Annotated in this window: 29 protein-coding genes; 27 read left to right on the top strand and 2 right to left on the bottom strand. The window is 29.2% G+C overall.

The genetic code is table 11. The features are described from left to right. The 18 genes from KO488_RS15360 (at position 1) to KO488_RS00345 (ending at position 15,909) form a co-directional block, all read left to right on the top strand. Positions 1-213 (top strand): Tat pathway signal protein, encoded by a 213-nt coding sequence (locus tag KO488_RS15360; protein WP_216056801.1) that lies wholly within the window; start codon positions 1-3, stop codon positions 211-213. 13 nt (positions 214-226) lie between these two features. After that, positions 227-3,058 (top strand): formate dehydrogenase subunit alpha, encoded by a 2,832-nt coding sequence (locus KO488_RS00425; RefSeq protein ID WP_216056800.1) that lies wholly within the window; start codon positions 227-229, stop codon positions 3,056-3,058. A 9-nt stretch (positions 3,059-3,067) separates the two neighbouring features. After that, positions 3,068-3,682, top strand: coding sequence for a formate dehydrogenase FDH3 subunit beta (gene fdh3B / locus KO488_RS00420; protein WP_216056799.1), 615 nt, complete (start codon positions 3,068-3,070; stop codon positions 3,680-3,682). Beyond that, on the top strand, positions 3,672-4,631 hold the full coding sequence (locus KO488_RS00415) for a cytochrome b/b6 domain-containing protein (RefSeq protein ID WP_228318931.1): 960 nt from the start codon (positions 3,672-3,674) through the stop codon (positions 4,629-4,631). Before fdh3B ends, KO488_RS00415 begins: the two co-directional genes overlap by 11 nt. 87 nt (positions 4,632-4,718) lie before the next feature. After that, positions 4,719-5,516 (top strand): formate dehydrogenase accessory sulfurtransferase FdhD, encoded by a 798-nt coding sequence (gene fdhD / locus KO488_RS00410; RefSeq protein ID WP_228318930.1) that lies wholly within the window; start codon positions 4,719-4,721, stop codon positions 5,514-5,516. Continuing rightward, on the top strand, positions 5,509-5,928 hold the full coding sequence (locus KO488_RS00405; protein ID WP_216056798.1) for a ModE family transcriptional regulator: 420 nt from the start codon (positions 5,509-5,511) through the stop codon (positions 5,926-5,928). The genes fdhD and KO488_RS00405 overlap by 8 nt, the downstream gene beginning before the upstream one ends. Next, positions 5,918-6,292: a winged helix-turn-helix domain-containing protein gene (locus tag KO488_RS00400; protein WP_216056797.1), complete on the top strand. Its 375-nt coding sequence runs from the start codon at positions 5,918-5,920 to the stop codon at positions 6,290-6,292. The genes KO488_RS00405 and KO488_RS00400 overlap by 11 nt, the downstream gene beginning before the upstream one ends. Continuing rightward, on the top strand, positions 6,289-7,278 hold the full coding sequence (locus KO488_RS00395) for a cysteine desulfurase (protein ID WP_216056796.1): 990 nt from the start codon (positions 6,289-6,291) through the stop codon (positions 7,276-7,278). The genes KO488_RS00400 and KO488_RS00395 overlap by 4 nt, the downstream gene beginning before the upstream one ends. Continuing rightward, positions 7,268-8,527: a molybdopterin molybdotransferase MoeA gene (locus tag KO488_RS00390; RefSeq protein WP_216056795.1), complete on the top strand. Its 1,260-nt coding sequence runs from the start codon at positions 7,268-7,270 to the stop codon at positions 8,525-8,527. The genes KO488_RS00395 and KO488_RS00390 overlap by 11 nt, the downstream gene beginning before the upstream one ends. 13 nt (positions 8,528-8,540) lie before the next feature. Then, positions 8,541-9,500 carry a tungstate ABC transporter substrate-binding protein WtpA gene (wtpA, locus tag KO488_RS00385; RefSeq protein ID WP_216056794.1) on the top strand — a complete coding sequence of 320 codons (960 nt, stop codon included), beginning with the start codon at positions 8,541-8,543 and terminating at the stop codon, positions 9,498-9,500. A gap of 137 nt (positions 9,501-9,637) precedes the next feature. Beyond that, positions 9,638-10,456, top strand: coding sequence for a substrate-binding domain-containing protein (locus KO488_RS00380; protein ID WP_228318928.1), 819 nt, complete (start codon positions 9,638-9,640; stop codon positions 10,454-10,456). Between the two features lie 42 nt (positions 10,457-10,498). Then, positions 10,499-11,194: an ABC transporter permease gene (locus KO488_RS00375; protein WP_216056793.1), complete on the top strand. Its 696-nt coding sequence runs from the start codon at positions 10,499-10,501 to the stop codon at positions 11,192-11,194. Beyond that, on the top strand, positions 11,191-12,213 hold the full coding sequence (locus tag KO488_RS00370; protein ID WP_216056792.1) for an ATP-binding cassette domain-containing protein: 1,023 nt from the start codon (positions 11,191-11,193) through the stop codon (positions 12,211-12,213). Before KO488_RS00375 ends, KO488_RS00370 begins: the two co-directional genes overlap by 4 nt. 63 nt (positions 12,214-12,276) lie before the next feature. Beyond that, positions 12,277-13,290, top strand: coding sequence for a FecCD family ABC transporter permease (locus KO488_RS00365; RefSeq protein WP_216056791.1), 1,014 nt, complete (start codon positions 12,277-12,279; stop codon positions 13,288-13,290). Next, positions 13,290-14,066 carry an ABC transporter ATP-binding protein gene (locus KO488_RS00360; protein WP_216056790.1) on the top strand — a complete coding sequence of 259 codons (777 nt, stop codon included), beginning with the start codon at positions 13,290-13,292 and terminating at the stop codon, positions 14,064-14,066. The genes KO488_RS00365 and KO488_RS00360 overlap by 1 nt, the downstream gene beginning before the upstream one ends. A 3-nt stretch (positions 14,067-14,069) precedes the next feature. Further along, complete coding sequence (locus KO488_RS00355; RefSeq protein ID WP_216056789.1) at positions 14,070-14,969, top strand: ABC transporter substrate-binding protein; 900 nt, start codon at positions 14,070-14,072, stop codon at positions 14,967-14,969. Continuing rightward, positions 14,966-15,697: a hypothetical protein gene (locus KO488_RS00350; RefSeq protein ID WP_216056788.1), complete on the top strand. Its 732-nt coding sequence runs from the start codon at positions 14,966-14,968 to the stop codon at positions 15,695-15,697. Before KO488_RS00355 ends, KO488_RS00350 begins: the two co-directional genes overlap by 4 nt. Positions 15,698-15,699: 2 nt before the next feature. Further along, a complete protein-coding gene (locus tag KO488_RS00345; protein ID WP_216056787.1) occupies positions 15,700-15,909 on the top strand; it encodes a molybdopterin biosynthesis protein MoeB in 210 nt (69 codons plus the stop codon). A 16-nt stretch (positions 15,910-15,925) separates the two neighbouring features. Here KO488_RS00345 and KO488_RS00340 read toward each other — a convergent pair whose 3' ends face one another. Next, a complete protein-coding gene (locus KO488_RS00340; protein ID WP_216056786.1) occupies positions 15,926-17,872 on the bottom strand; it encodes a TonB-dependent receptor plug domain-containing protein in 1,947 nt (648 codons plus the stop codon). 288 nt (positions 17,873-18,160) lie between these two features. Between KO488_RS00340 and KO488_RS00335 the strand changes: the two genes are divergently transcribed. From KO488_RS00335 to KO488_RS00300, 8 genes are all read left to right on the top strand, one after another. Continuing rightward, entirely contained in the window at positions 18,161-19,288 is a 1,128-nt protein-coding gene (locus KO488_RS00335; protein ID WP_323134163.1) for a potassium channel family protein, read from the top strand. Between the two features lie 117 nt (positions 19,289-19,405). Next, a complete protein-coding gene (locus tag KO488_RS00330) occupies positions 19,406-20,476 on the top strand; it encodes a hypothetical protein (protein ID WP_216056784.1) in 1,071 nt (356 codons plus the stop codon). Positions 20,477-20,819: 343 nt separating this feature from the next. Further along, the gene (locus KO488_RS00325) at positions 20,820-21,065 is read left to right on the top strand and encodes a type II toxin-antitoxin system Phd/YefM family antitoxin (RefSeq protein ID WP_216056783.1); all 246 of its coding nucleotides are present in this window, start codon (positions 20,820-20,822) and stop codon (positions 21,063-21,065) included. Next, the gene (locus KO488_RS00320) at positions 21,059-21,328 is read left to right on the top strand and encodes a Txe/YoeB family addiction module toxin (RefSeq protein ID WP_216056782.1); all 270 of its coding nucleotides are present in this window, start codon (positions 21,059-21,061) and stop codon (positions 21,326-21,328) included. Before KO488_RS00325 ends, KO488_RS00320 begins: the two co-directional genes overlap by 7 nt. 36 nt (positions 21,329-21,364) lie before the next feature. Then, a complete protein-coding gene (locus KO488_RS00315) occupies positions 21,365-22,021 on the top strand; it encodes a hypothetical protein (RefSeq protein ID WP_216056781.1) in 657 nt (218 codons plus the stop codon). 162 nt (positions 22,022-22,183) lie between these two features. Beyond that, on the top strand, positions 22,184-22,546 hold the full coding sequence (locus tag KO488_RS00310; protein WP_216056780.1) for a hypothetical protein: 363 nt from the start codon (positions 22,184-22,186) through the stop codon (positions 22,544-22,546). Positions 22,547-22,691: 145 nt separating this feature from the next. After that, positions 22,692-23,582: a dienelactone hydrolase family protein gene (locus KO488_RS00305; protein WP_216056779.1), complete on the top strand. Its 891-nt coding sequence runs from the start codon at positions 22,692-22,694 to the stop codon at positions 23,580-23,582. A gap of 25 nt (positions 23,583-23,607) precedes the next feature. Continuing rightward, on the top strand, positions 23,608-24,603 hold the full coding sequence (locus KO488_RS00300; RefSeq protein ID WP_216056778.1) for an LLM class flavin-dependent oxidoreductase: 996 nt from the start codon (positions 23,608-23,610) through the stop codon (positions 24,601-24,603). A 53-nt stretch (positions 24,604-24,656) separates the two neighbouring features. On the opposite strand, the gene KO488_RS00295 is transcribed toward KO488_RS00300, so the two are convergent. Then, on the bottom strand, positions 24,657-24,998 hold the full coding sequence (locus tag KO488_RS00295) for a hypothetical protein (protein WP_216056777.1): 342 nt from the start codon (positions 24,996-24,998) through the stop codon (positions 24,657-24,659). A 156-nt stretch (positions 24,999-25,154) separates the two neighbouring features. Here KO488_RS00295 and KO488_RS00290 point away from each other — a divergent pair, with 156 nt between their 5' ends. Further along, positions 25,155-25,793, top strand: coding sequence for a YbhB/YbcL family Raf kinase inhibitor-like protein (locus KO488_RS00290; protein WP_216056776.1), 639 nt, complete (start codon positions 25,155-25,157; stop codon positions 25,791-25,793). Positions 25,794-25,795 lie beyond the last annotated feature (2 nt).

The following is a 25,795-nucleotide window of genomic DNA, read 5'->3' as shown; positions in this document are numbered from 1 at the left end:
GTGCAAGAAAGTAGAAGAAATTTTGCGAAGAAAACAGCAATTGTCGCAGCAGGTGCTGCCGCGGTTGCAGGTACTAGTGTATTGGCTGCAACTGGTAGTTCATCAGTTCAAGGTGATGAAAATAATGGTGTTGTTGTAGGAAGCTCTACTAAAAAAGAGATTTTATACAAAAAAAGTGCTACTTGGGAAGAATATTACAAGAAAGCAAAATAAAAAGGAGTAATGTATGTCAGCAAATACATATGAAACTCTAAATGCAAAAGTTGGACGTCGGTCATTTATGAAAATGGCTGCAGTAGCTACTGCATTTGGAGTAACATCTTCTTTTGCTAGTACAGAAGCAACTAGAAAAGCTACAGAGGAAGAGATTAAAAATCCATTCCCTGGTTCAAAAACAGTTAAAACTGTTTGTACAGCTTGTTCTGTAGGTTGTGGTGTAATAGCAGAAGTACAAAATGGTGTGTGGGTAAGACAAGAAGTTGCTCAAGATCATCCTGTATCACTTGGAGGGCACTGTTGTAAAGGTGCTGATATGATTGATATGGTTAGATCTGAAGTACGTCTTAAACATCCGATGGTGAAAAAAGATGGTCAATGGAAAAGAATTTCTTGGGATGAAGCCTTAGACGGTATTGCTTCTAAACTTGAAGACCTTAGACAAAAAGATGGTCCAGATTCAACAATGTTTTTAGGATCAGCAAAATTCAGTAATGAGCAATCATATTATTACAGAAAATTTGCTGCAATGTTTGGAACTAATAATATAGATCACCAAGCTAGAATTTGACATAGCTCAACAGTTGCCGGGGTGGCAAACACATGGGGTTATGGTGCTATGACAAATTCTTTAGGAGATATACAAAATTCTAAAGCGATAATTATTTTTGGAGCAAATCCAGCAGTAAATCATCCAGTAGGGTTCCAACATTTCTTAAAAGCAAAAGAAAGAAATAACACTAAAATAATTGTAGTAGATCCTAGATTTACTAAAACTGCTGCAAAAGCAGACTATTATGCACAAATCAGACCTGGTACTGATATTCCATTTATGTATGGAATGTTAAAAATCATTTTTGAAAATGGGTGGCATGATAAAAACTTTATCAATGATAGAGTTTTCGGAATGAAAGATATTATGGAAGAGGCTAAGAACTGGCCGATTGAAAGAGTTGCAGATGTAACAGGTGTTGATGCTGATTTAATTGTACAAATTACTAAGCATTATGCACAAAATACACCAGGTACATTAATTTGGGCTATGGGATTAACGCAACATTCAAATGGGACATCTAATACTAGAATGGCTCCAATTTTACAGTTAGCACTTGGTAATATGGGTGTTGAAGGTGGTGGAACTAATATTCTTAGAGGTCACGATAATGTTCAAGGTGCTACAGATTTCGGTTGTTTAGCTGATTCTTTACCTGGATATTATGGTTTAAGTGAAGGTTCTTGGAAGTACTTTGCTTCTTCATGGGGAGTTGATTTTGATTGGCTTCAAGGAAGATTTAAAGATCCATCATGGATGGGTAAAAAAGGTTTTACATTAGCTAGATGGTGGGCTGGAGTACTTGGTGAAAATCCAGGTGAAGATGCTATTCACAATGCTGGGACTAGATTAAAAGCTCTATTAGTAATGGGTAATGGTATTACATCAACTGCTCAAACTAAAAAAGTAAAAGAAGCTTTAGATAACTTAGATCTTGCAGTATTCTGTGATCCATTTGTTAATGAGGGTGCTATTTTAACTGATAAACAAAATGATGTTTATATTTTACCAGCAACTACTCAGTTTGAAACTAGTGGTTCAGTAACGGCTACAAACAGATCTGCTCAATGGAGAGAGAAAGTTGTAGAGCCAATGTATGAATGTAAAACAGATCAAGATATCATGTTTGAATTAGCAAAAAGACTAGGTTTTTATGATGAATTTACAGCTGGTATGAAAATGAAGGAAAATAAAAAAGACTTCACTTGGCCAGAAGATGCAACAGATGAGATGGCTAGAATCATCAAAACTATTGGATTAACAGGTTGGACAGCTGAAAGATTAAAGAAACATCAGAAAAACTGGCATATGTTTGATGAAGTATCTTTAAGAGGATATGGAGAAATGGCTGGTGAGTACTATGGTTTACCATGGCCTTGTTGGACAGAATCTCATTCAGGAAGCCCAGTGTTATATAACATTAATAGACCTGTTAAAGAAGGTGGTATGGGATTCAGAAATAGATTTGGTATGGAACGTGATGGTGAAGATTTATTAGCTGCTAAAGGTAGTGCACCAATAGGTTCAAATAACAAAGATGGATATCCTGAGATAAATAAAGACAATATTGAAGCTGTTTTAGGAATAACTTTAACAGAAGATGAAAAGTCAAAAATTGGTAAAAACTGGAAAGTTGATACATCTGATATTATTGCTGAAAAATGTATGGAAGCTGGAATAGCTCCTTATGGAAATGCAAAAGCAAGAGCAAAAGTATGGGGATGGGAAGATGAGATTCCTAAACATAGGGAACCATTACACACACCTCGAACAGATTTAACAAAAGACTATCCAAGTTTTGCTGATAAGCCAAATCACTGGAGAGTTGATACGAGATATATTTCTGAACAATCTAAACAAGATTGGGCAAAAGACTTCCCTATTAACTTAGTTACAGGAAGACTTGTTAATATGAATGGTGCTGGTATGGAAAATAGAGCATCTAAGTATTTAGCAAAATTAACACCAGAAATGTTCTGTGATATTAATCCAGATTTAGCTGGTAAACATGGAATTAGAGATGGTTCAATGATGTGGATTCATTCACCTCAAGGAACTAAAATTAAAGTAAAAGCACATTATTCATATTCAGTAACACCTGATAGAATATTTATTCCTTTCCACTTTGCTGGTGTATTGGAAGGTGAGAGTTTACTACATAAGTATCCTGATGGAACTGCTCCTTATGCAATAGGTGAGAGTGCAAATACTGTTAGTAACTACGGTTATGACATTGTTACTCAAATTCCTGAAACTAAGGGTGGATTATGTCAGGTAGCAAGAGCATAGGAGAGCAAAATGAGTAATAATAATGTAGATTACGCAAGTATGAGATTTTACTGTGATGAAAACAGATGTATTCATTGTGATGGTTGTTCAGTTGCTTGTGCCGAAGCTCATGAGCTACCTGTTGAAATCTCTAGAAGAAAAGTTGTAACGGTAAATGAAGGTAAGCAAGGATTAGAGTTTTCTCTATCTGTTGCTTGTATGCATTGTACTGATGCACCTTGTGAACAAGTATGTCCAGTAGATTGTTTTTATATTAGACAAGATGGAATCGTTTTACATGATAAAAATAAATGTATTGGTTGTTCATATTGTTTATATGCTTGTCCATTTGGAGCTCCACAGTTCCCTAAAAATGGAGCATTTGGAACAAAAGGTGTTATGGATAAATGTACTATGTGTGCAGGTGGACCATTAGAAACAAATAGTGAACATGAAAGAGAATTATACGGTCAGAACAGAATTTCTGAAGGTAGAGTTCCTGTATGTGCTGCTATGTGTTCTACTAAAGCTCTATTAGTAGGTGATGCAGAATCTGTATCAAATATTTTTAGAGAAAGAGTAATGTCTTCAGGACATGGCGTTCAATCTGCACCTTATGGTTGGGATAAAGCGTATGGAAAATAAAAGTTTTCTAAGTGAATATAAAGTCTATTTAGTTATAGGTTTTATATTCGGCCTTTTAACATATTGGTACTTTTGGTTAGCAACTATTGCAGATATTTCATATGTATATGAATTCATTTTACAGATGATGCAAGGAAACTTCACTGGGCAAATTGTTCCCTTTGATAGTTTAACTCATTATCAGCAAAAAGAAGTGGGACTTTTTGGACCAGATTATCATGCAATTGCACCAGAAGTTATTAGAGCATTTGAAGAGAGACAGCATTTATTACCTATAGTATTTCTTGTTGAATTCTTTTTATTTTTAACTATGTTCATTGTTGCAAAGGGTAGAAAACAAGCAAAAATTACTAGAGCACAAGATACTGTTCAAGTATATTCTATTTTTCAAAGAATAGTACTTTTATTAAATATTATCATTATGATATATTTATTTATCACTGGTTTCTCAATTACATTTGGAAACTGGACTGGTGGTGGAAATATTGCAAGATTTATGAGAGCAACACATGAAATTGTTGGAGTAGGCTGGATTCCAGTTTGGTTCATCATGACTATTATTGCTTTTAAAGATCATAAATTCTTCTTCAGACCAAGTATTAAAATTTGGAATAAGATCTTTTTGCGAGGAAAATATGAACCTATGAATAGAGTTAACTATTATGCGTATGTAGCCTTTGGGTTCTTACTTGTATTAAGTGGTTTTATCATTTGGTTTATGTACCCTGATGCAGCAACACATTCTGAAACTATTCAGTTTAAAAGATTGATTTTATTTGTTCACTTTATGGGAAGTGCGATTATTTCGTTCTTTACATTTGAAACAATATATTCGTATTTTGTTTCAGTAAAAGGTTATATTCCTGGTGTAATTACAGGAAAATTACCGGTTGAATATTTAGAACAATTTAGACCTGAAATTTTAGAATATGAAGATTTAAAGAAATAGATTAAGTAGTTTTACTCTTTAGGGAGTAAAGCAACTTTTCTTTTTTATTATATATAAATATGCTATATTTGCATATTAAGGAAAAACATGGAAAATATAGAAAACGCTAAATATTTAAAAACAGTAATTATTGACAAACTTATAGAAAATGAAGCAACTGAATTTGAAGATGTGACTATTGATGAATCACGTCTGAACTTGTATTTAAATGGTGAAAAAACTATATCTATGATGTGTATTCCAAAAGATCAAGATGCCCATGCAATTGGTTTTCTTATGAGTGAAAATGTAATTTCAAGTGTAGATGATATTGAAGAATTAACTGTAAGTGAAGATGGATTAAGAGTTGATATAAAAGCTAATATTGATGAAGATTCTTTACAAAATCTATACAAAGAAAAAACACTTGTAAGTGGTTGTGGTGGTGGAGTTACTGGTAATATTGAAGGTTCATTAGAAATACCATTTAACCAAACGGCATTTAAAATTAAACCTGAAACAATTTCTAGTGAAGTAAAAATATTTTATAGAGAGAGTGAACTTTATAATTTAACAGGATGTGTACATAAAGCTATGATTTATTTACTTGATGGTTCGACTATTACTGCTGAAGATATAGGACGTCATAATGCAATTGATAAAGTTGTTGGTAAATGTAAATTACAAGGTTTAGATACTACAAAATCTGTTTTATTTGTTTCAGGTAGACTTAGTTCTGAAATGGTTACAAAAGCTGTAATGCATAGAATACCTGTTATTGTATCAAGAACTGCACCAACGTATTTAGGTGTGCAAGTAGCACATAAACATGGTATTACAATGATAGGTTTTGCAAGAGGAAAGAAAATGAATTTATATACACATCAAGGAAGAATAGATGTCTAGTATTGATGATAAAATTGATTCTAAAATAGATGATATTCAAAAAGAGTTAATAATGACGAATTTAGATGAAGATGGGAAACTATCTTGTCTAAAAGCGTTTAAAGTTGCACGTTTAATAGGTCGAGAGCCTAAAGAAATGTCAGGAATTACAAAAAGCTTAGGATTGAAAATTACAAATTGTGAGTTAGGAGTATTTGGAAAAATCAAATTTCAAGAACCTAATATGTCAGTTTATAACAAATTAGAAGAAAATTACAATGGCAAAAAAAAGCTTGAATGTGAGATTCTTTGGGAAGAAGCTAAAAAAACTTCTTTAAATACAGTAGGTTCTACGATTAAGGGTACTGACCTTGATGTTGTACATTGTCAACTTGGATGTTTTAGAGAAAAAAAGGGACATCATGAAAGTTAAAGTTAAAATCTGGATAGAAGATGATAATAAAAATCTTATATTTGGTGGTGGGAAAACTGAAGTTTTAGAATTAATTGATGAAACAGGTTCTATTTCAAAAGCAGCCCAAAGAGTTGGGATGAATTATAAAAAAGCATGGAGTCATATTAAAATATTAGAGAATAATATTGAAGATGCTTTAGTACATACAAACAAAGGACAAGGAGAACTAAGTGGTAGTTCTCTTACTCCAAAAGCAAGAGAAGTTATTCAAACTTATAAAATCTTGCAGTATGATATTAAAAAATATGCAGATGAAAGATTCAAAGAGCTATTTTTGAAAGATAACAAAGAGATACTAAGTACAAAGGATACTCAGAAGTGATTAAATTAAATTCTTTACAATACCCAAATGTGCAAGATTTGCATATAACTAATGAGCTTTCACTTGATATATTAAAAAATAATGATGATTTTCTAAAAGTAGAAAATGAGCTAAAAGCTAAATATTCTTTTTCAGATTTAGTGACATTTTCTTTTTGTAAAAGTGGATTTTTAGGTTTATTCTTAGAACTAAAAAAGAAAGGGAAAATAGCCGTTTGTGTTGGTGAATCATATGCAATTATTCAAGCTGCAAAAGCTTATGAAGATTTAGGTTTTCCTCTTGTATGGATTGACTTAGAAAAAAATGGACAAGTAAATAAAAAACAATTAGAAAATGCAAATGTAGATTTTATATTTATCTCTTCTTATGTAATTGATACTTTTGTTAAAACTGATTTAGCTGAAGTTAAAAAATTAAGTTCTGCAAAAATTATTTCAAATGCAAGTGCAGATTTCTCAAAAAGTAGTGATGCTATATATTTTGATACTTATAAGCTAACAGGTTTTGCTTTATCTTCTTGTTTATTGTTTAACAATGAATTATTTGAAGAACAAGTTATTGGTTTTAAAGATGTTGTTGCTGTAAATTCTATTAATGAATCATTAAAGATACAAAACTTTGAAACAAGCCAAAAAGAGTTATTTAAAGAAAAACTAATAAATGCTTTTGCTGATGATATATATTTCTTTGTTGACTCAAAAGATACTTTAGAATACTCACTTCATTTTGCGTTAAAAAATATAAAAGCAAGAGAAATTATACGAACACTAGCTTTAAACTCTATACTTATTACAAATGGTGAAGGTTGTTCTTTAGGATTATCAATGCCTTCAAGAGTTATTCAAGCTATGGGCTATGAAGAATTAATTTCAAGAAATGCAATATCTTTGACATTTACGCAAAGTTTTGAAGTTGAAGAAATAGAAAAAATAGTAAATACATTTTCAAAAAAATATAGACAAATAAGGGTTTTAAATGAGCTTTAAATTAAACTTTCTAGACTTTGAGGAAGCTGTGAAAATAAGTCTAGACTTAGCAAAAACTACAACATTAAAAGAGATTGTTCCTATTTCAAAAGCATTAGGAAGAGTAGTTTCATCTGATGTGATTTGTAAGAAAAATCTTCCATCTTTTAATAACTCAGCAATGGATGGTTTTGCTTTTAAATCAACTGATTGTGGAAAAGTATTAAAAATCAAAAAAGTGATATTTGCAGGTGATAAAGGTGATGATGTTCAAGCTATTCTAGAAGAAGGTGAATGTTATAAGATTATGACAGGTGCAAAAGTTCCTAGTGATGCTAATACTATTGTTCCTATTGAAAACTGTTTTGATGTAAGTGATTCAAGTGTAAGAATTCCAGAAGATGTAAAAGTTGGAAGTAACTTAAGATTAAAAGGTGAAGAACAAAAAGAGGGCAATGTATTGTTCAAAAAAGGTGAAGTTATTAACTCCTCTCATATAACTCTTTTAGCTTCACAAGGTCTTATGATGATTGAAGTTTTCAAGCAAATCTCAATTGCTGTTGTATCAACTGGTAATGAACTAAAAGAGCCATGGGAAAATGCAAATGAAGAAGAGATATATAACTGTAATTCATATGCATTAGTTTCACTTTTAGAAGAAGCAGGATTTGCAGCTACTTATAGTGGAGTTGTTCCAGATAACTTAGATGAATCAATAAACTTTATAAGTAATCTAAAAACATATGATGTGATTATTACAACAGGTGGTATTTCTATGGGAGATGCTGATTTCATGGGTGAAGCTTTTGTGAAAAATGGTTTGGAAACTGCTTTTCATGGAGTAAATGTAAAACCAGGTCGTCCTATTATGATGGGAAGTATTCAAGATAAAAATAAACAAACATTTGTAATGTGTTTACCTGGAAATCCATTAACTGCAATGGTTAATATGCAACTATTTGCAATACCTGTATTAAATAAAATACAAGGAAATAGTGGCTTTTATCATGATGTAATAATTGCAGAAAATAAAGAAACTTTTAAAACAAAAAAAGGACGAGTTAATCTTGTCCTTGGAAATTGTGAAAATGCTGAATTTAGTGTTACTAGAAACAATAAATATGGTTCAGGAATGATTACTGCTTTATATGAAAGTAATTGCATTTTAGTAACACAAGAAAATACTTCAAGTATTGAAAAAGAGCAGATGGTTAAGCTTGTTAAATTTAATAATAAATTCTTAAAAACACAAATAAACATATTTAATTAAAAGGTAAATATAAATGAAAAAAAGATTATTATCATCTGCATTAATTACAACAATGGCATCAAGTTCAATTATGGCAAAAGAAGTTATAACAGTATTTCATGCAGGAAGTTTAGCTGTACCTTTTTTAGAAATTGAAAAAGTTTTTGAAGCTAAATATCCTCAATATGATATTCAAAGAGAAGCTTCTGGTTCTATAGCTGCTGCAAGAAAAATATCTGAACTTGGAAAAGTTGCAGATGTAATGGCTAGTGCTGACTATAAAGTAATTGATAATCTATTAATTCCTAAAGATGCAAAATTTAATGCACACTTTGCTACAAATGAAATGGCAATTGCATATACTCCTAAAGCAAAATTTGCTAATGAAATAAATGCACAAAATTGGCCAGAGATTTTTTTAAGAGATGGTGTGAAAATTGGACATTCAAATCCTAATTTAGACCCATGTGGATATAGATCAATACTTGTTACTAAACTTGCTGAAACACATTATAAAATGCCTGGTTTATTTAATAAACTATTTAATTATGGTGAATCATATAAAGCTGGAGAAGAGAATAAAGAAAAAGTAATCGTAAGAGGAAAAGAGACTGAGTTACTTGAGCTAATTGAATCAAATGTATATGACTATTTATATATTTATAAATCAGTTGCAGAACAACATGGTCTAAATTATATTACATTACCTAAAGAAGTTTCTTTAAAAGATAATGAAAATGCAGATTTTTATAAAACAGCATCATTTAGTATTAATGGAAAAAAAGCAGGTGAATTGATTAATAAAAAGGGTGGTGCTATGGTATATGGTATTACAATTCCACAAAATACAAAATCTCCTGCTAATAAAGAAGGTGCTATTAAGTTCGTGAATTTTGTATTGTCAAATGAAGGTCAATCTATTATGACTAAACATGGTCAAGGTGTAATAAATCCACCACTTATAGCAGGTGATGCTTCTATTATTAAAAATTAAACTTAAAGATGGAGGTTTTAAAGTAAAAAAAGAGTTAACATCTAGTATTGATGTATAAGCAGAGGTTTATGTTATTAAGATTAATAACAAATTAATAAATAAACAGACAAATATATTTAATTTAAAGGGAAATAAAAATGATCAAAAAAACATTATTAACGCTAGGACTAAGTGCTGTATTAGCATCTTCATTATTTGCAAAAGATTCTTTAATGATGGCTACAACTACAAGTACAGATAATACAGGATTATTAGATTACTTAGCTCCTAAGTTTGAAAAAGATACTGGAACTACTTTAAAATGGGTAGCAACTGGAACTGGTAAAGCTCTTAAAATGGGTGGAAATTGTGATGTTGATATTTTATTTGTTCATGCACCTGCATCTGAGAAAAAGTTTATTGATACTGGTTTTGGTGTTGATAGACAACAAGTAATGTACAATGATTTTATTATTGTAGGTCCTAAAAAAGACCCTGCAACTGTAAATGGATTAACTCCAAGTGCAGCTTTACAAAAAATTAGAGATAACAAAGCTAATTTTTTCTCAAGAGGAGATAACTCAGGGACTAATAAAAAAGAATTATCTTTATGGAAAAATGCAAATGTAGATGCAAAATCTGCTTCTTCTTGGTATGTTCAAACAGGTCAAGGAATGCTAGTTACTATTAATATGGCTGCTGAAAAAGATGGTTATACAATGACAGATAGAGGTACTTGGATTAAGTATATGTCACAAAAAGGTGATGATAATAAATTAAAAGTTGTAGTTGAAGGTGATAAAACACTATTTAACCAATATTCAGTTGTTACTATCAACAAAGATAAATGTTCAAATGTAAAACCAGAATTAGCTAAAAAGTTTACTAACTGGGTTGTATCTGATGCTACACAAAAAACAATTGCTGACTTTAGATTATTAGGTCAAGCATTATTTATTCCTAACGCTGGAAAATAAGTAAATTAAGTAAATAATTAAATTTGAAGGTTAGTATATAGAATGAATCTTTTTACAGATGGTTTTAATGAAGCAATAGATTTGCTAATGACAGGGAACGAAAGTGTTTATTCTGCCATTAGTACAACATTAACAGTTTCTTCTTGGTCTTTATTAATTAGTTTAGCTATAGGGCTTCCTTTGGGATTTGCTCTTGGTTATTATAACTTCTTTGGTAAGGCAGTTATTAGAACTATAGTTGATACGCTATTAGCTCTTCCCACTGTTGTAATTGGACTTATTGCGTATACTATGCTTTCACAAGCAGGGCCTTTTGGAGAGCATAATTTGCTCTTCACGCAACAAGCAATAATAATAGGTCAAATAGTTCTTGGATTACCTATTATTATTGCTTTAACAGCGACTCAAGTTGAGTCTGTAGATAAAAGATTATATACATCTTTAAAAGGTTTAGGAGCTACTCAGTACCAAGTTTTAGTAGCAACTTTAGTCGAAGCTAGATTTGGACTTATGACAGCTGCTATGACTGCATATGGAAGAATTATCACTGAGATTGGTATTTCTATGATGGTTGGTGGTAATATTAAATATCACACAAGAACAGTAACAACGGCAATTGCACTTGAAACTGGTAAAGGTGAGTTTGTAACGGGTATTGCACTAGGGCTTGTATTATTTGCTGTTGCACTTATAGTTAATATTGCATTATCACAGTTAAAAAGGAAATGGACACAGTGAAAAGTTTATATGAACTACATAATATTGAACAATACTATGATGGAAGAAAAGTATTAGATATTGATAATCTAGTAATAGAAGCTAATCAAATAGTTGGATTCTTTGGTCCAAATGGAAGTGGAAAATCAACACTTTTCTCACTATTGTCTTTTATTGATAAACCTTCACACGGAGAGATAGAATTTAATGGAATTAGTAATAAAAAAATAGATCATGAAACAAAACAAAGTGTAGTAATTGTTCCTCAAAATCCATACCTTTTAAAAAGAACTGTATTTGATAATATAACATTTGGTTTGAAACTAAGAAAACAATTTGATAATCTAGAAGAAAGAGTATCTGAAGCACTAAATATCGTAGGTCTTGATAGTAGTTTCGCTCAAAGAAAATGGAGTCAATTATCAGGTGGAGAAGCACAAAGAGTTGCCCTAGCAGCAAGATTAATCCTACGACCAAAGGTTCTAATATTAGATGAACCAACTTCAGGAGTTGATACAAACTCAGCACAGCTAATAAAAGAAGCAATACTCTACGCAAAGCAAAATTATAATACAACAATATTTATCTCAAGCCATGACCACAACTGGTTAAATCATATCTGTGATAGAAAAGTAGCATTATTTCAAGGAAACTTAGTAGAAAGTGGAAGTGTAAACCTACTTTTTGCACCATGGGAAAAAGATACAAATGGAAACCTTGTAAAAGTATTCTTAGATAATCAAAGACTAATAATCCAAAATAGTTTTGATAAAAAAAGAGATTCAGTAATGATGATAAAATCAGATCATATAGAAATCTGTAGAGAAAACTGTGATGATATGAAAAATGAAAACACTCTAATAGGTGTGATTGATACAATAAGACAACAACCCTCAACAAGTGAGCTTCTAATAGAATTTACAATAGGAGGTATTTGCTTTACCAGTAAAATCACAAGAGAAGAAATGCACAAACAAACACTGCTTCCTGGCGATAAAATAAATGTGAATATTGATACCTCTTGTGTTTGTTGGATTTAAAGAGTGATTATTAAAAAGAATACAAACAATAGTTTTTTCTATTAGATATTTACGAGGCTAATGATGAAAAAAATTATAATATTCCTTTGTTTATCTTTAATTGTTTTATTTATAGTTTCTCTAACACTTGGTAAATATCCTATTACACTATTTGATTTATATGAATACGGATTATATAAATTATTCAGTATTGATTCTCTTGATATGGATAAAACAATACTAATAGACAATATACTTATAAACATAAGATTACCTAGAATTATTGCTGCTATATTAATTGGTGCTTCATATGCAATATCTGGAGCTTCTTTTCAAGCTATGTTTATAAACCCCTTAGTTTCTCCTGGAATTTTGGGTGTTTTATCCGGAGCTGCATTTGGTGCTGCTTTATCAATTGCATTTTTTGACAATTGGTATATTACCCAAGTTCTGTCATTTAGCTTTGGAGTTATTGCTGTACTTTTTTCTATTTCCATTACCTATATTTATAAAGATAAAAGTAATTCTACTTTGATTTTAATATTAGGGGGAATTATAAGTGGCTCTTTTTTTTCTACACTATTATCAATTGTAAAATATACAGCTGATCCTTATGATAAATTACCATCAATTGTATATTGGTTAATGGGGAGTTTATCTTTTGTAGAAATTGATGAAATTTTACTTTTTATAATTCCAATGTTATTAAGTATTTCAGGATTAATATTAATGTCAAAATACTTAAATGTTCTAAGTTTTGGAGACCAAGAAGCTCAAAGTTTAGGTGTTAATACTAAACTTATTCGAGTAATTGTTATAGTTTTAGCAACATTTGTTTGTGCTTTAAGTGTATCTATAGGAGGAATGATAGGTTGGATAGGTTTAATAATCCCTCATTTTGCAAGGTTAATAGTAGGGCCTAATAATAGTATTTTATTAATAGTATCTGCTTTGATGGGAGCATTGTTTTTATTAATTGTAGATAATGCTTCAAGATTAATCTTAGATGTAGAAATTCCAATTGGTATATTAACTTCTTTAATTGGAATTCCAATTTTTATAATTGCTCTTAAAAATTCAAAGAAAGGTTTACATTAGTGATTGAAGCAAAAAATATTTCTTTCTCTTATGGAAAGAAAATCATTTTAAATGATATATCTTTGAGTATAAAAAGAGGAGATATTCTTTCTTTATTAGGTCCTAATGGTACAGGTAAAAGTACTTTGATTAAAATTTTATTAGGATTGATTAAACCTGATAGTGGAAAAGTTCTTTTAGAAGATAAATGTATTCAAAGTTATTCTAAAAAAGATTTAGCAAAAAAAGTTGCATATGTTTCTCAAGGAAGCTCTTTGCCTTTTGCTTATGATGTTATAGATATTGTGATAATGGGCAGAATATCATATCAAGGAATTTTTTCAAAATATACTAAAAAAGATGAAGAAATTGCAATCAATAGTTTAGAAAAACTAGGTATTGCTCATTTAAAAGATAGATTATTTAATCAACTAAGTGGGGGAGAACAACAACTTGTATTAATTGCAAGAGCATTAACTCAAGAAGCAGAGTTCTTTATAATGGATGAACCTGTAACAGGCTTAGATTATGGTAATCAAATAAGACTTTTAGAAACTATTCAAAGTCTATCACAACAGGGTTTGACATTTTTAAAAACAACCCATTATCCAGACCATGCTTTTTTAGTCTCTAATGAAGTGATTTTATTAAAAGAGGGTGAGATTTTAGCTCAAGGTAAAGCTAATGAAGTTATTACAAACCAAAGTATTCAAAAACTTTATAATATTGATGTAAATATTGATAAAACTGAATATGGATTTAATATTTGTATTCCAAAATTTAATAATAAGGTATAACGTATGAAGTTTTTTTTAATACTAATTGTTCTCTCAACCTATTTGTTTTCATCTCAAGTAATAGAGTGTAAAGATTATTTTGGAAAAAGTAAAAATTTAATTGGACAGACAAGATCTATGAACTTAATGATTAAAAGTTTAGACGGAACAAATTTTCCCTTTAAAATTAACAAAAATAATTCACTTTTTGCAAAAATGCCAAGTATTGAAGTTTTAGCAAGAAATAATATAGACTTAGTTGTGTTATGGAATTCAAAAGGAGACTTATTAAATATTTCTAATAAGTTAAATACTATTGGAATTAATACTTGTAGTTTAAATTTAGATACGATTTCAAATTATGTTGAATCATATAAGATATTAGGAAGATTGATGAATAAAGAAGTGAGAGCTTCAAAATTATCAAATTATATAAAAGAAAAAGTAGAATTAGTTAATAAAATAAGAAAAATAATACCAGAAAATAAGAGAGTAACACTTTACCATGCAAAAGGAGAAGATGGCTTATTAACAAACTGTAAAAATTCACCTCATAGTGAACTAATAGAGTTTGTAGGTGCTAAGAATCCTATTATATGTAATAAGATGAAAAAGCAAAGAATTAAATTAAACTTTGAAGAACTGTTAATTCAAAATCCTGATGTAATCATTACTGATAATAAAGGATTTTATAAAAAAGTATATAAAAGTAAAAAATATAAATTCTTAAAAGCAGTAAAAGAAAAAAAGGTATTTATGATTCCAAATACACCAATAAATTGGATGGATAATCCTCCTTCTTTTTTTAAATCACTGGGTGCTTTATGGTTAGGTTCCTCACTTTATCCTAAGTATTATAGTTATGATATGAAAAAAGAAGAAGAAATCTTTTTTACTCTATTTTTAAATAAGGAAAATATATGAGTACATTTAAAACATATGTTTGTATCGATGATACAGATGAAATTGCATATGAAAAATCAACAGGTGAAATTGCTGAAGAGATAAAAAAGTACATAGAAGAAAAATTTGCACCTTGTTCTTTTGTTACAAGACACCAACTTTTTATTCATGAAAGTATTCCCTACACTTCTCATAATAGTTCAATGTGTTTTATAACACATTTAAATGAAGAACAAAAAGATGAGGTAATAGAATTTATTATAAAACATTTAAATACTGTTTGTGCTCCAAGTTCTCAGCCTGGATTGTGTATTGGTTTTGATAAGGATATTAAAGACAAAGAAACTTTAATTCAATATGGATTAGATGCAAAACAAAAAGTACTTACAAAAGAAAATGCTTATAAAATGGCTGAGTTACAAAACTTACATTTAAGTGAACATAAAAATGATGGACAGGGTATAATTGGTGCACTGGCAGGAGTTGCTTTAAGAATATATGGAAATGATGGAAGAGTAAAAGGTAAAATAAAAACTCAAAAAGATTCTTATACTGTTTCCGAGTTACTTCAGTATAAAGAGATTGATATTGTACAATTTGAAGATGGTTCTATAGCTAAAAATGATTTAATCGTAGAAACAAGGAGTGACTTAAAAATGGTATATTTGAATAATAACTATGTATTACTTATAGAAAAAGATAATGATATTTATAAAAATATTTCCAGAGAAAATTTAAAAAAGTATTAGTGATGTATTTTGAAAAAGAAAACAGATTATTCAAATATGGAAAAGAAAACTATTCAAAAGCAATAGAATCAGCAGCTTTATGTAAAAATTTTATTTTAGATAAAGATGATGATGAATGTATTACAAGCACTAAAAAAAACTCCTGTTACAATTGTCTTTATAGACGATGGACTCAAGTTAGTTTTACTTGTATGTATAAAACAAATCCTTAGATAGGATTTGTTTTATTTAAAAAGTATATTTTAATTTAAAATAATATTCTCTACCAGGCTCTGGATATCCTAAGTCATATTCATAATTTTCATCAAATAAATTATCAATTCCAAAACCAAGTTTTGTATTTTTAGAATAATCATAGTTTAAATCTATATTTGCAATTGTTATGTTACTTTGTTTTTCATATGCCTCAGTTGTATTATTTTGTAGTATAACACCATGTTTAATAATATAGTTAGCTCCAATAGATGTATTTTCACTTACCTTATAATCTATATAAAACATAAATTCATTTTCAGGAATTTCAATTACAGTTTCTTCTGAATCTTTATTTATATCTAAATATGTATAGTTAAAACCAGTTTTTATTCGATTCTTTTCATATTTAATATTTGATTCAAATCCTTTATATCTTTCATTTCCTGTATTTTGTTCTTGATCTTTTGACCCAACAGATACACTTACAATTGGATCTTTAACTTTTGAGTAAAAAATAGAAGAATCAATAATAAAATTATTTTTTGTAATTGTATGACCTAATTCATAGTGAGTAACTTCTTCTGGTTCTAAATAAGGATTAGTTATAGCTTTTCCTCTTTTATCAGAAAATCTTTCTTTCATTGTAGGAAAATTTGTCTTTTTAGAGTAAGTTAATCTTGTCGTTTGGTTTTCAAAAAAGTCATAGAATAAACCAATTTGTGGATTAAAAGCTGATTGGCTATCTGTTGAAATAACATTTCCAGATGTTACCGCATCAGAAGGTTTCATCTTATCATAACTTGCACCTGTAACAATTTTAAACTCATCTGAAACAAAAATAGTATCTTCTATTGCAATAGAATAAATATTGTCTTTATATTCGTCATTACTTTTAGTTGTACTTTTCTTCCCAACTTTTTCTTCATATCCTTTATGAGAATCTTGTTTGAAATTTAGACTCATTTTAATTATATTATCTTCTATCCAAGAAAAATTTGTATATTCTAAACTTGATCCTATTGTATGCTCATCATAGTCTGTAAAAGAAGGTGTTCCTGTAAAAGTAGAATCTTCATACATTTCAGTAATATTATTATAATCATCTCTATATAATCTAAATTTTATATCTCCTGAGTCATATAATTTATTTGCTATAAAATACATAGTTTGTTTATCCCATTGTGGCCATTCCCAAAACTTTTCTGTATTCTTTGTACTATCAGTAATAATAGCTTGACTCTTTTCTGAATCTAAATAAGAATATCCAAATACATATTCACTTGAATCATCAGGTGTTAATCCTACCTTTAAACTTATAGATTTACTTTGAGAGTCACTATTGTTTCTTTCTCCACTATCTTGTGTTACAGTTGGATTGTAATCATTTGATAAATTCCAATGATCTCTATCTTTGATTGTTGCATCAAGTTGAAGATAATAATTCTTTTTTTTAGAACCAAGACTTAATGTATTAATTGTACTTGCATAATCGGCATCATTATCAAGATTAACTTGAGATGAGAAACTTCCTTCAAACTCTTTTTCAGGTTTTTTTGATATTAAATTAATAACTCCAGCCCCTGTATTTGGGCCATATAAAGTTGAACTAAAACCTTTTGCAACATCAATAGAAGAAAGGTTTGTTGTTAATATTCTTGAATAATCAAACTGTCCATCAAAAGGAACATAAATTGGTATGCCATCTAAAAAAACTCCAGTTTTTCCAGTTGCAAAACCTCTTATACCAATTGCTTTTTCTCCTCTACCTCCACGATTGATAATAGATAAACCAGAGACTTCATCTAAAACAGATGCTATATCTTTTTTAGAATTTGACTCTAAATCTTTAGATTCAATCTTTTTAATGTCAAGGTATTCATTTTTCTTGTCTACAACTGATATCTCTCCTAAAGTAAATACATTATCTGCTAATAATACATTAGCACTAATACATGTTATTAGAAATAAACTTTTTTTCATTCTCTGCCTTTTTATAAAATTAAATTTGGTAATATAGATTTTACTATTTTTAGAATAATATAGATAATTCTAATTTATGTACTATAAAACATTATAAATACTTAATATGCAAAAATTGCATATTATTATATTTGGTAAAATAAATTTTACTATTTTAATGATTTAATAATTCATACTTGCTTAATTAAGCAGAATTATAGCTAATAAATTTAAAGGATGCTCTTAGAAGTTAACGAGAGTATTTATCTAAAATCACAATTCTAACTGGCTAAATTATATCTGTGATAAATAAGTAGTGCTATTTTAAGAAAACTTAATGGAATATTGAATACGATAAAAAAAATAATGCGGTCACCTTTATTCTTTGGAGTATTTTATCTACTGCTAATTCCTATATATGCACTTATATATCAGTATATCCCTGACATATATAATACTTTAACATTAAATGATGGAAAAACTTTATTAAATTTTTATCAATCTATATATTTTAGTGCTGTAACTATTACAACTTTAGGCTATGGAGACATTAGTCCAAATAATGCAATTTCACAATTAACTTCTGCCTCGGAAGCGGTATTAGGAATAGTCCTCATTGGTCTATTTTTAAATTCCATATCTCAGCGTTCGCAGTATAATCAAACAAAAGCACTTGAAGAACGTGTTATTTCATTAATAAATTCTATTTTATCAAATCATATTCATATAATTCAAAAATCAACACTTAATCGTATTCCTCAAACAAAAATCAAATTTAGCATTTTATCGGAAGAAATTATCAAAAATAATATGAAAAATGTATTTTACAAAAGTCCAATACCATCACATACAGGAATCGTTGGCGAAACAGTAGCGAATTGTATGCGTAAAATTAATGCTTCAGTAGAAGGATTGATGGCTATTATAGTTTTTTTAGATCCAAAACTTATTAATATAATTTCTAGTATTGAAAATAAGCAAATGTTTGACCGTTGGTTGATTGAATATAACACAACTCCTCCCGTTACAAGGTATGGTGTAATACATCCTTATCAGGATATGGATATTTCAGAACATTCGAACAAATTTTATCAACTTCACCTAATATATCATACACTTCATGCATATCTTGTAGATAATTTTTCACATAACTATTCTGTTGCAAGCTCAATTATGAGTAATGCAATTGTTCACAATAGTGAGTATAATAAAGGTTTAAAGTATGCAAAATATCTTTTTAAAGATACTACATATGCTAAAAATGCATATTTTCTTGCAATAATTGCATATCTAAAGCTTAGTAAAATAAAAAAAGCAAAATGGGCATTAAATAAATATATAGATATAGCTTCAAAGGACGCAAATTTTGTTAAAGAGCAAATTGAAAAACATTATTCAGAAAAAATTACTAAAAAAGAGTTATCATATATTTTTTAGTAATTTACAAATATAACAAAACTTTGGAGAGAAATATTTGACCCTGCGGCTCAAATATTTCTCAACTCAAACGTTGTACTACAGTCTTAAAATAATTAAAATGGATGCGAATAATAAATGACATTAAACGAAGCTCATAACGAAGCCTTAAAATATAAATATAAAAAAGACTTTAGAAAAAATAATTATAGTGCCTATTCATGGGGACATAGAAATAATGTTATCGATATTATTTGTTCACACATGATAATAATAAATAAAGACTGGAATGTAGAATCAGCAACTGCAGAAGCTTTAAAATATCAATACAAAAAAGATTTTAGAAAATATTCATGTGGTGCATATACATGGTGTCACAGAAATAATATCATTGATAGTGCTTGTTCTCATATGAAATCAGGATATACTGATTTAACTATAGAAATAGTAACACAAGAAGCACTAAAATATAAAACAAAAAAAGAATTTGAAAATGGAAGCCCTCGTGAATATTTTTATTCACATAGTAAAAATATAATTAATGATATTTGTTCTCATATGGAATCAGGAAGAGGTAAATGGAATTTATTACTTACACATGAAGAGGCATTAAAATATACAAGAAAAGTAGATTTTCAAAATGCTCCTAACGGAGCATATAGCTATGCTTTAAATAAAGGAATACTTGACGAAGTATGTTCACATATGGTAATAGGATATGGTTTTTGGACTATATCCCTTGCTCAAAAAGAAGCAATAAAATATGAATCAAGAAAAGACTTTGAAAGAAATTCTTGTGGAGCATATTGCTTCGCATACAGAAATGGCTATTTAGATGAAATCTGTAATCACATGGTCGATAAGGCAAAAACAGATAACAATGTTATTTATATATGGAAAGCAATTGGCTTAGGACAATGGAATGATAAAGATATTTATAAAATTGGAAAAACATCAGCAAGACTAGGTGAAGAAAGAATACACTTTGTTGCAAATGAAGCGAAAATTGAAGTTGAAATAATAATAATTTCACAAGTAACTTGTAAAGCTTCTGATTTAGAAACAAAAATATTAAGATTAGGTGAAAATATAAATTTGTCTGGATTTAATGGTGCTTCTGACTTTAGGGCATTTTCAAGAGAAAATATTGAAGAAGCAGTAGAAACAATAACACCATATATTGTAAAAGATGAACTATCACATAATTAAAAGTACAACAAAACAGAGGAGAGGAACGAGTAACCCATCGGCTTTTAAGTAGGGTCAAGCTATCTTTATAAAAGTTAGTGAGAAAGTAATTTAAAATGTCACTAGGGTTACATCGTCCCTCACTTCATGCGTTATGTTTCAATTGAAATAATAAAAAAGGAAGTCAATGAATACAAATTTAGAAGATATTGATACAGAAGCGGATGTTGAACCTGTAAATGAAAAATCTATGAAAATAGGGGTCAGGTCATGAATTTCCACTTTCAAAAACATAAAAATATTCAATCTTGACAAAACGTACGATATTAAGTACAATTTAAAAAAATGAATACAAAGGTTAAAAATGACAAAAACAATGTCCGTAAGTCAAGTTCGAGCAAATATTTATAATGTGATGGATGAAACAGCTTTAACTCATGAACCTATTCTTATTACTGGAAAAAGAAATAATGCAGTGATGCTTTCAGAAGAAGATTGGAAGGCAATAGAAGAAACACTATATTTAAATTCTATACCTAATATGGTATCTTCAATAAAAGATTCAATGAATGAGGATGATAGTGAATTTAGTGAAACTATCGAATGGTAGAATATAAAATTCTTTATAGTAAATTAGCTTTAAAAGATGCTAAAAAACTATCTAGTTCTAATCTTAGTGAAAAAGCAAAAGTTTTACTAGAAATCCTTAAGAAAAATCCATTTGAAAATCCACCACCTTACGAGAAACTAGTTGGTAACTTAACAGGTGTATACTCAAGAAGAATAAATATTCAACATAGATTAGTCTACGAAGTAAGAGAAGAAGATAAGAAGATAAGAATACATAGAATGTGGTCTCATTATGGAGAATAAAAAAGTTAGTAATACAAATACCAAGGAAATATTAAAATGGAAACAAGTTATTCAAAAAAAAATCATCTAGAAATCAACAATAGTGTTTTATTTAAATCTTCTGAATTTAAAGAAAGTGTGATGAAAGAATCGGCAGAGAAATTTGTACTTATTTCACAAACAACAAGATATATGCCAGAAATAGTTCACAAAGGTGATTCTATGAATATAGTTTCTTATTTTGACAAAATGAAAGAATTATACTTTCAAAAGAGTTCTATTGAAAATATATTTAATCAATGGGAAGAAGAGCCTTCACGTCTAGTTTCATTTCTAACTCCTCTTTACCATATGGGTTACTTTTTACTTTTAGCAGATGTTTCAAATAACAAGGATTTAAAAAATAAACTTAAAAATAGAGCTTCAAGTTTTTTAAGAACTTACTATAAATTAGAAGAATATCAAGCTATCATTGCTAATAATGATGTTCCAAATGTAAATATTAAATCTTTAGATTTTAAAGGACTAATAGCCCAATGGATGTCTTTTATCAATTTATTCCTAAGTGACTTTACTATTTATTTAATTAAATCTAATCAAAAAGTAACTTTGCAAAATAAAGATGAAATAGAATTAAATTTTAAGAATTTAATGAAAGATATTAAACCAAAATCTTTTAATATCAATGAAGAGATTTTGACTTACTTAAAATAAAAAAGAGAATAAAGAAAAATGACGATTTTCTTTATTCACTTAAAAATCTTCACTACACAAACAATAAACGAACCCTTTATACAAGATACACAGTAAAATCCTATAATTCAACTACAAAACAAACGAACAATTAAAAAATTAATAAAAAATAGGATTTACACAATGAAAAAATTATCAACAACAATTATCGGATTAAGTTTATTAGCAGGAAGTGCATTATCAGCACAAGATACATTTACAAGTTTTTACCCAGCTGAAAATGATGATACACCAAGTTATCTTTCATCTCTTAAGAGTGATTCAAGTACATATCAAACTTTAGCAGTAGCAACATCAGATAACAAAGTATTTGCATCTTTTTATCCTGCTGAGAATAACGATTCTCCAGATTATTTAGCTTATAATAATACACAAACATCAAAAGCTAGTACTGCTATTTTAGCTGCATCTGGAATTTCTCATTGTTCATTAGCTTCATTCTATCCTGAAGAAGGTCTTGATACTAGAGTTCAATCTAGCTGTTAAGTAGTTAACAATTTAAACTTTCTAACCCTCTCCTTTATTTAAAAGCTAACAATTTATTTTGTTAGCTTTTTTTTTAATTATTTCTCTAAAAAGAAATAATTAGATATTTTTGATATACTATAATATAAAAAATAAAGGATTAAATATGAATACTAAACAAACAGATAATATTCCTCAAGAAGCCTTTGATTGGTATGATGAATACGCACATGGAATAATTGATAGACGTACTTTTATGAAAAAACTTGGCGGATTAACTGCTCTTGGTTTTTCTATGAGTGTATTAACTTCTGCTTTATTACCTAATTATCTTTTAGCAGAACAAGTATCGTTTAATGACGAAGGTATAAAAGCTACATACGAAGAGTTTAATTCTCCTGAAGGTTATGGCAAAGGAAGAGGTTATCTTGTAGTTCCTAAAAATTTAGATGAGAAACTTCCTGTTGTATTAGTTGTACATGAAAATCGTGGTTTAAATCCATATATTAAAGATGTTGCAAGACGACTTGCAAAAGAAGGTTTTATTGCATTTGCTCCTGATGCATTATTTCCTTTAGGTGGTTATCCTGGAAACGATGATGAAGGTCGTGCTATGCAAAAAACTATGGATAGAGCTAAAATCCAAAATGATTTTGTAGCAGCGGCACAGTTTTTAAAATCACATCCAAATAGTAATGGTAACTTAGGTGCTGTTGGTTTTTGTTTTGGTGGTTATATTGTAAATTATTTAGCTGCTGTTGATTCTAAGCTTATTAATGCAGGTGTTCCTTTTTATGGTACTCCAGCAAGCCAGAACTTACGTAAAAATATTAAAGCACCTCTTATGATTCAATTAGGTGAACTCGATAAACGTGTTAATGCTACATGGCCTGAATATGAAGAAGATTTAAAAGCGAATAATGTCGAGTATACAATGCATATGTATAAAAATGCTAATCATGGTTTTCATAATGACTCAACAGGTCGATATGATAAAGCAAATGCGCAACTCGCATGGCAAAGAACTATTGAGTTTTTTAATAAAAAATTGAGTTAATATTCTTTATATAAATGGAAAAAATATGAATAAAAAAATACCATTATCTGTATTAGATTTAATTCCAATTGCAGAGGGATTTACGATACCTCAAGCAATAGAAAATAGTACAAAACTAGCCCAAGCTGTTGAAGAGTTTGGTTATAAGCGTTACTGGGTAGCAGAACACCATAATTTTAGTGGAATAGCAAGTGCTGCTACATCTGTAATATTAAGTTATATTGGAGCGAAAACTAAAAAAATTAGAATAGGTTCTGGTGGAATTATGTTGCCTAATCATGCACCATTGATTATTGCTGAACAATTTGGAACTTTAGAATCTTTATACCCAAATAGAATAGATTTAGGTTTAGGAAGAGCTCCTGGTACGGATAGAAAAACAATGCTAGCCTTAAGACGCGATATATATAATGATGGTTCAGAGTTTCCTATGATGCTTCAAGAATTACAATACTATTTATCTAATGAAGCTAGTGATAAAGATATAAAAGCAGTACCTGGATATGGATTAGATATACCTATTTGGCTACTTGGTTCTAGTACTTTTAGTGCACAATTAGCTGCACAAAAAGGTTTACCTTTTGTTTTTGCTTCACACTTTGCACCTGATTCAATGGATGATGCTATTAAAATATATCATGCTAATTTTAAGCCTTCTAATCAGTTAAAAGAGCCATATGTAATAGTTTGTATAAATATTGTATGCTCGAAAACAAATGAAGAAGCTCAATATTTAGCTACTACAGAACTTCAGAAATTTCTTTATTTGCAAAGAGGTGATAATAGGCAATTACCAAAACCTATAAAAAATATGAGTGGTTTATGGGAAGAGTGGGAAGAAAAAAGTATAAGACATAAGGCAAGAGAGTCAATATGGGGAACACCTGAAGTTGTTAAAGAAAGACTTGAAAAACTAATTGAGAGAACTCAAACAAATGAAGTTATGATAAATGCCATGATACATAATCCAGAAGATAAAATAAAATCTTATGAACTAATTTCAAAAATTTGGTTTGATTAATAAAATTCCGGAATCTCCGGAATTTACTGTTTTTTATTTAAGAAAGTTCATTATTAACAATAAGGACAGGTATAATCCGTATTTTCAGGTTTTATAGGGTGTGTTTTATTATCTATTTTATTTTTATCAAAAGCATGATAATTTTTGCACTCTTTTATAAAAGCACTTTTGGGACTTGTTGCATAAAAGAATTTAAATCTTTCATATCTACCAATCCAATTTTTAATTTCTGAATTTAAATCTGTGTCAGAACGACCAAAATTTTGAACTACAAATAATCCACTTTTAGTTTCATATCCTAAAGCAAAGTTACCAGCTGATATTTTTGTGATTTCATAATCTACACTTTTTTGTGTTAAAACATAAGAACTTTTCATTCCAATAGATTTCTTCATATATTTTCCTTATAATCATATTCTAAATGATATTTATATTAAGCGTAAGATAACATCCTTTGACTAAAAATATGGCAAGTTTTAATTAAGTCTGAATTTTGTAAAATATTACTATTATCTAGTTAACTAAAAAATATATTAACGAAGGAAATCATAATGAAAGAATCTTTTATTGTATCAATTGATAGTTGGAAAAATGGTGAGCAAATACCCTCTAAATATGCTTTTGGTCAAATTCCAAAAACTGGACACTTTGAACTTGGTGGGAATATAAGTCCCTCTATATCATGGGAGAATGCACCAAAGGAAACAAAATCATTTGCTATTATTTGTCATGATCCTGATGTACCTTCTATTGGTGATGATGTTAACCAAGAAGGGAAAGTTATTCCTTCTGATTTACCTAGAGTTGATTTTTATCACTGGGTATTAGCAGATATTCCTGTACATATCACAAGTTTAACTGAAGGTGAAGCTTCTTCTGGTGTAACTGCTAAAGGTAAATCACCAGGTAAAAAAGAATATGGTTTGGCAGGTCTAAATAACTATACACAATGGTTTGAAGGTGATTTGGATATGGGAGGATATTATGCTGATTATGATGGTCCATGTCCTCCTTGGAATGACTCTATAGTTCATCATTATCATTTTACTGTTTATGCTTTAGATGAAGTTAGTCTAGAACTAAATGAGATATTTGATGCAAATGATCTAATCAAAGCTATGGAAGGTCATATCCTTGCAGAAAATTCTTGGGTAGGGACATATTCTATGAATCCCAAAGTTCAGAGTTAATA

Origin of the sequence: Poseidonibacter lekithochrous, from assembly GCF_018861145.1 — a bacterium.
Classification (GTDB): Bacteria; Campylobacterota; Campylobacteria; order Campylobacterales; family Arcobacteraceae; genus Poseidonibacter; species Poseidonibacter lekithochrous_A.
This window is presented reverse-complemented; position numbering and strand designations above follow the sequence as displayed.

Excerpts from the sequence above, each read along its gene's own strand:
- fdh3B (WP_216056799.1), top strand. The coding sequence starts at position 3,068 with ATGAGTAATAATAATGTAGATTACGCAAGTATGAGATTTTACTGTGAT.
- KO488_RS00415 (WP_228318931.1), top strand. The coding sequence starts at position 3,672 with ATGGAAAATAAAAGTTTTCTAAGTGAATATAAAGTCTATTTAGTTATA.
- fdhD (WP_228318930.1), top strand. The coding sequence starts at position 4,719 with ATGGAAAATATAGAAAACGCTAAATATTTAAAAACAGTAATTATTGAC.
- KO488_RS00405 (WP_216056798.1), top strand. The coding sequence starts at position 5,509 with ATGTCTAGTATTGATGATAAAATTGATTCTAAAATAGATGATATTCAA.
- KO488_RS00400 (WP_216056797.1), top strand. The coding sequence starts at position 5,918 with ATGAAAGTTAAAGTTAAAATCTGGATAGAAGATGATAATAAAAATCTT.
- KO488_RS00390 (WP_216056795.1), top strand. The coding sequence starts at position 7,268 with ATGAGCTTTAAATTAAACTTTCTAGACTTTGAGGAAGCTGTGAAAATA.
- wtpA (WP_216056794.1), top strand. The coding sequence starts at position 8,541 with ATGAAAAAAAGATTATTATCATCTGCATTAATTACAACAATGGCATCA.
- KO488_RS00380 (WP_228318928.1), top strand. The coding sequence starts at position 9,638 with ATGATCAAAAAAACATTATTAACGCTAGGACTAAGTGCTGTATTAGCA.
- KO488_RS00375 (WP_216056793.1), top strand. The coding sequence starts at position 10,499 with ATGAATCTTTTTACAGATGGTTTTAATGAAGCAATAGATTTGCTAATG.
- KO488_RS00365 (WP_216056791.1), top strand. The coding sequence starts at position 12,277 with ATGAAAAAAATTATAATATTCCTTTGTTTATCTTTAATTGTTTTATTT.
- KO488_RS00355 (WP_216056789.1), top strand. The coding sequence starts at position 14,070 with ATGAAGTTTTTTTTAATACTAATTGTTCTCTCAACCTATTTGTTTTCA.
- KO488_RS00350 (WP_216056788.1), top strand. The coding sequence starts at position 14,966 with ATGAGTACATTTAAAACATATGTTTGTATCGATGATACAGATGAAATT.
- KO488_RS00345 (WP_216056787.1), top strand. The coding sequence starts at position 15,700 with ATGTATTTTGAAAAAGAAAACAGATTATTCAAATATGGAAAAGAAAAC.
- KO488_RS00340 (WP_216056786.1), bottom strand. The coding sequence starts at position 17,872 with ATGAAAAAAAGTTTATTTCTAATAACATGTATTAGTGCTAATGTATTA.
- KO488_RS00330 (WP_216056784.1), top strand. The coding sequence starts at position 19,406 with ATGACATTAAACGAAGCTCATAACGAAGCCTTAAAATATAAATATAAA.
- KO488_RS00325 (WP_216056783.1), top strand. The coding sequence starts at position 20,820 with ATGACAAAAACAATGTCCGTAAGTCAAGTTCGAGCAAATATTTATAAT.
- KO488_RS00320 (WP_216056782.1), top strand. The coding sequence starts at position 21,059 with ATGGTAGAATATAAAATTCTTTATAGTAAATTAGCTTTAAAAGATGCT.
- KO488_RS00315 (WP_216056781.1), top strand. The coding sequence starts at position 21,365 with ATGGAAACAAGTTATTCAAAAAAAAATCATCTAGAAATCAACAATAGT.
- KO488_RS00310 (WP_216056780.1), top strand. The coding sequence starts at position 22,184 with ATGAAAAAATTATCAACAACAATTATCGGATTAAGTTTATTAGCAGGA.
- KO488_RS00305 (WP_216056779.1), top strand. The coding sequence starts at position 22,692 with ATGAATACTAAACAAACAGATAATATTCCTCAAGAAGCCTTTGATTGG.
- KO488_RS00300 (WP_216056778.1), top strand. The coding sequence starts at position 23,608 with ATGAATAAAAAAATACCATTATCTGTATTAGATTTAATTCCAATTGCA.
- KO488_RS00295 (WP_216056777.1), bottom strand. The coding sequence starts at position 24,998 with ATGAAGAAATCTATTGGAATGAAAAGTTCTTATGTTTTAACACAAAAA.
- KO488_RS00290 (WP_216056776.1), top strand. The coding sequence starts at position 25,155 with ATGAAAGAATCTTTTATTGTATCAATTGATAGTTGGAAAAATGGTGAG.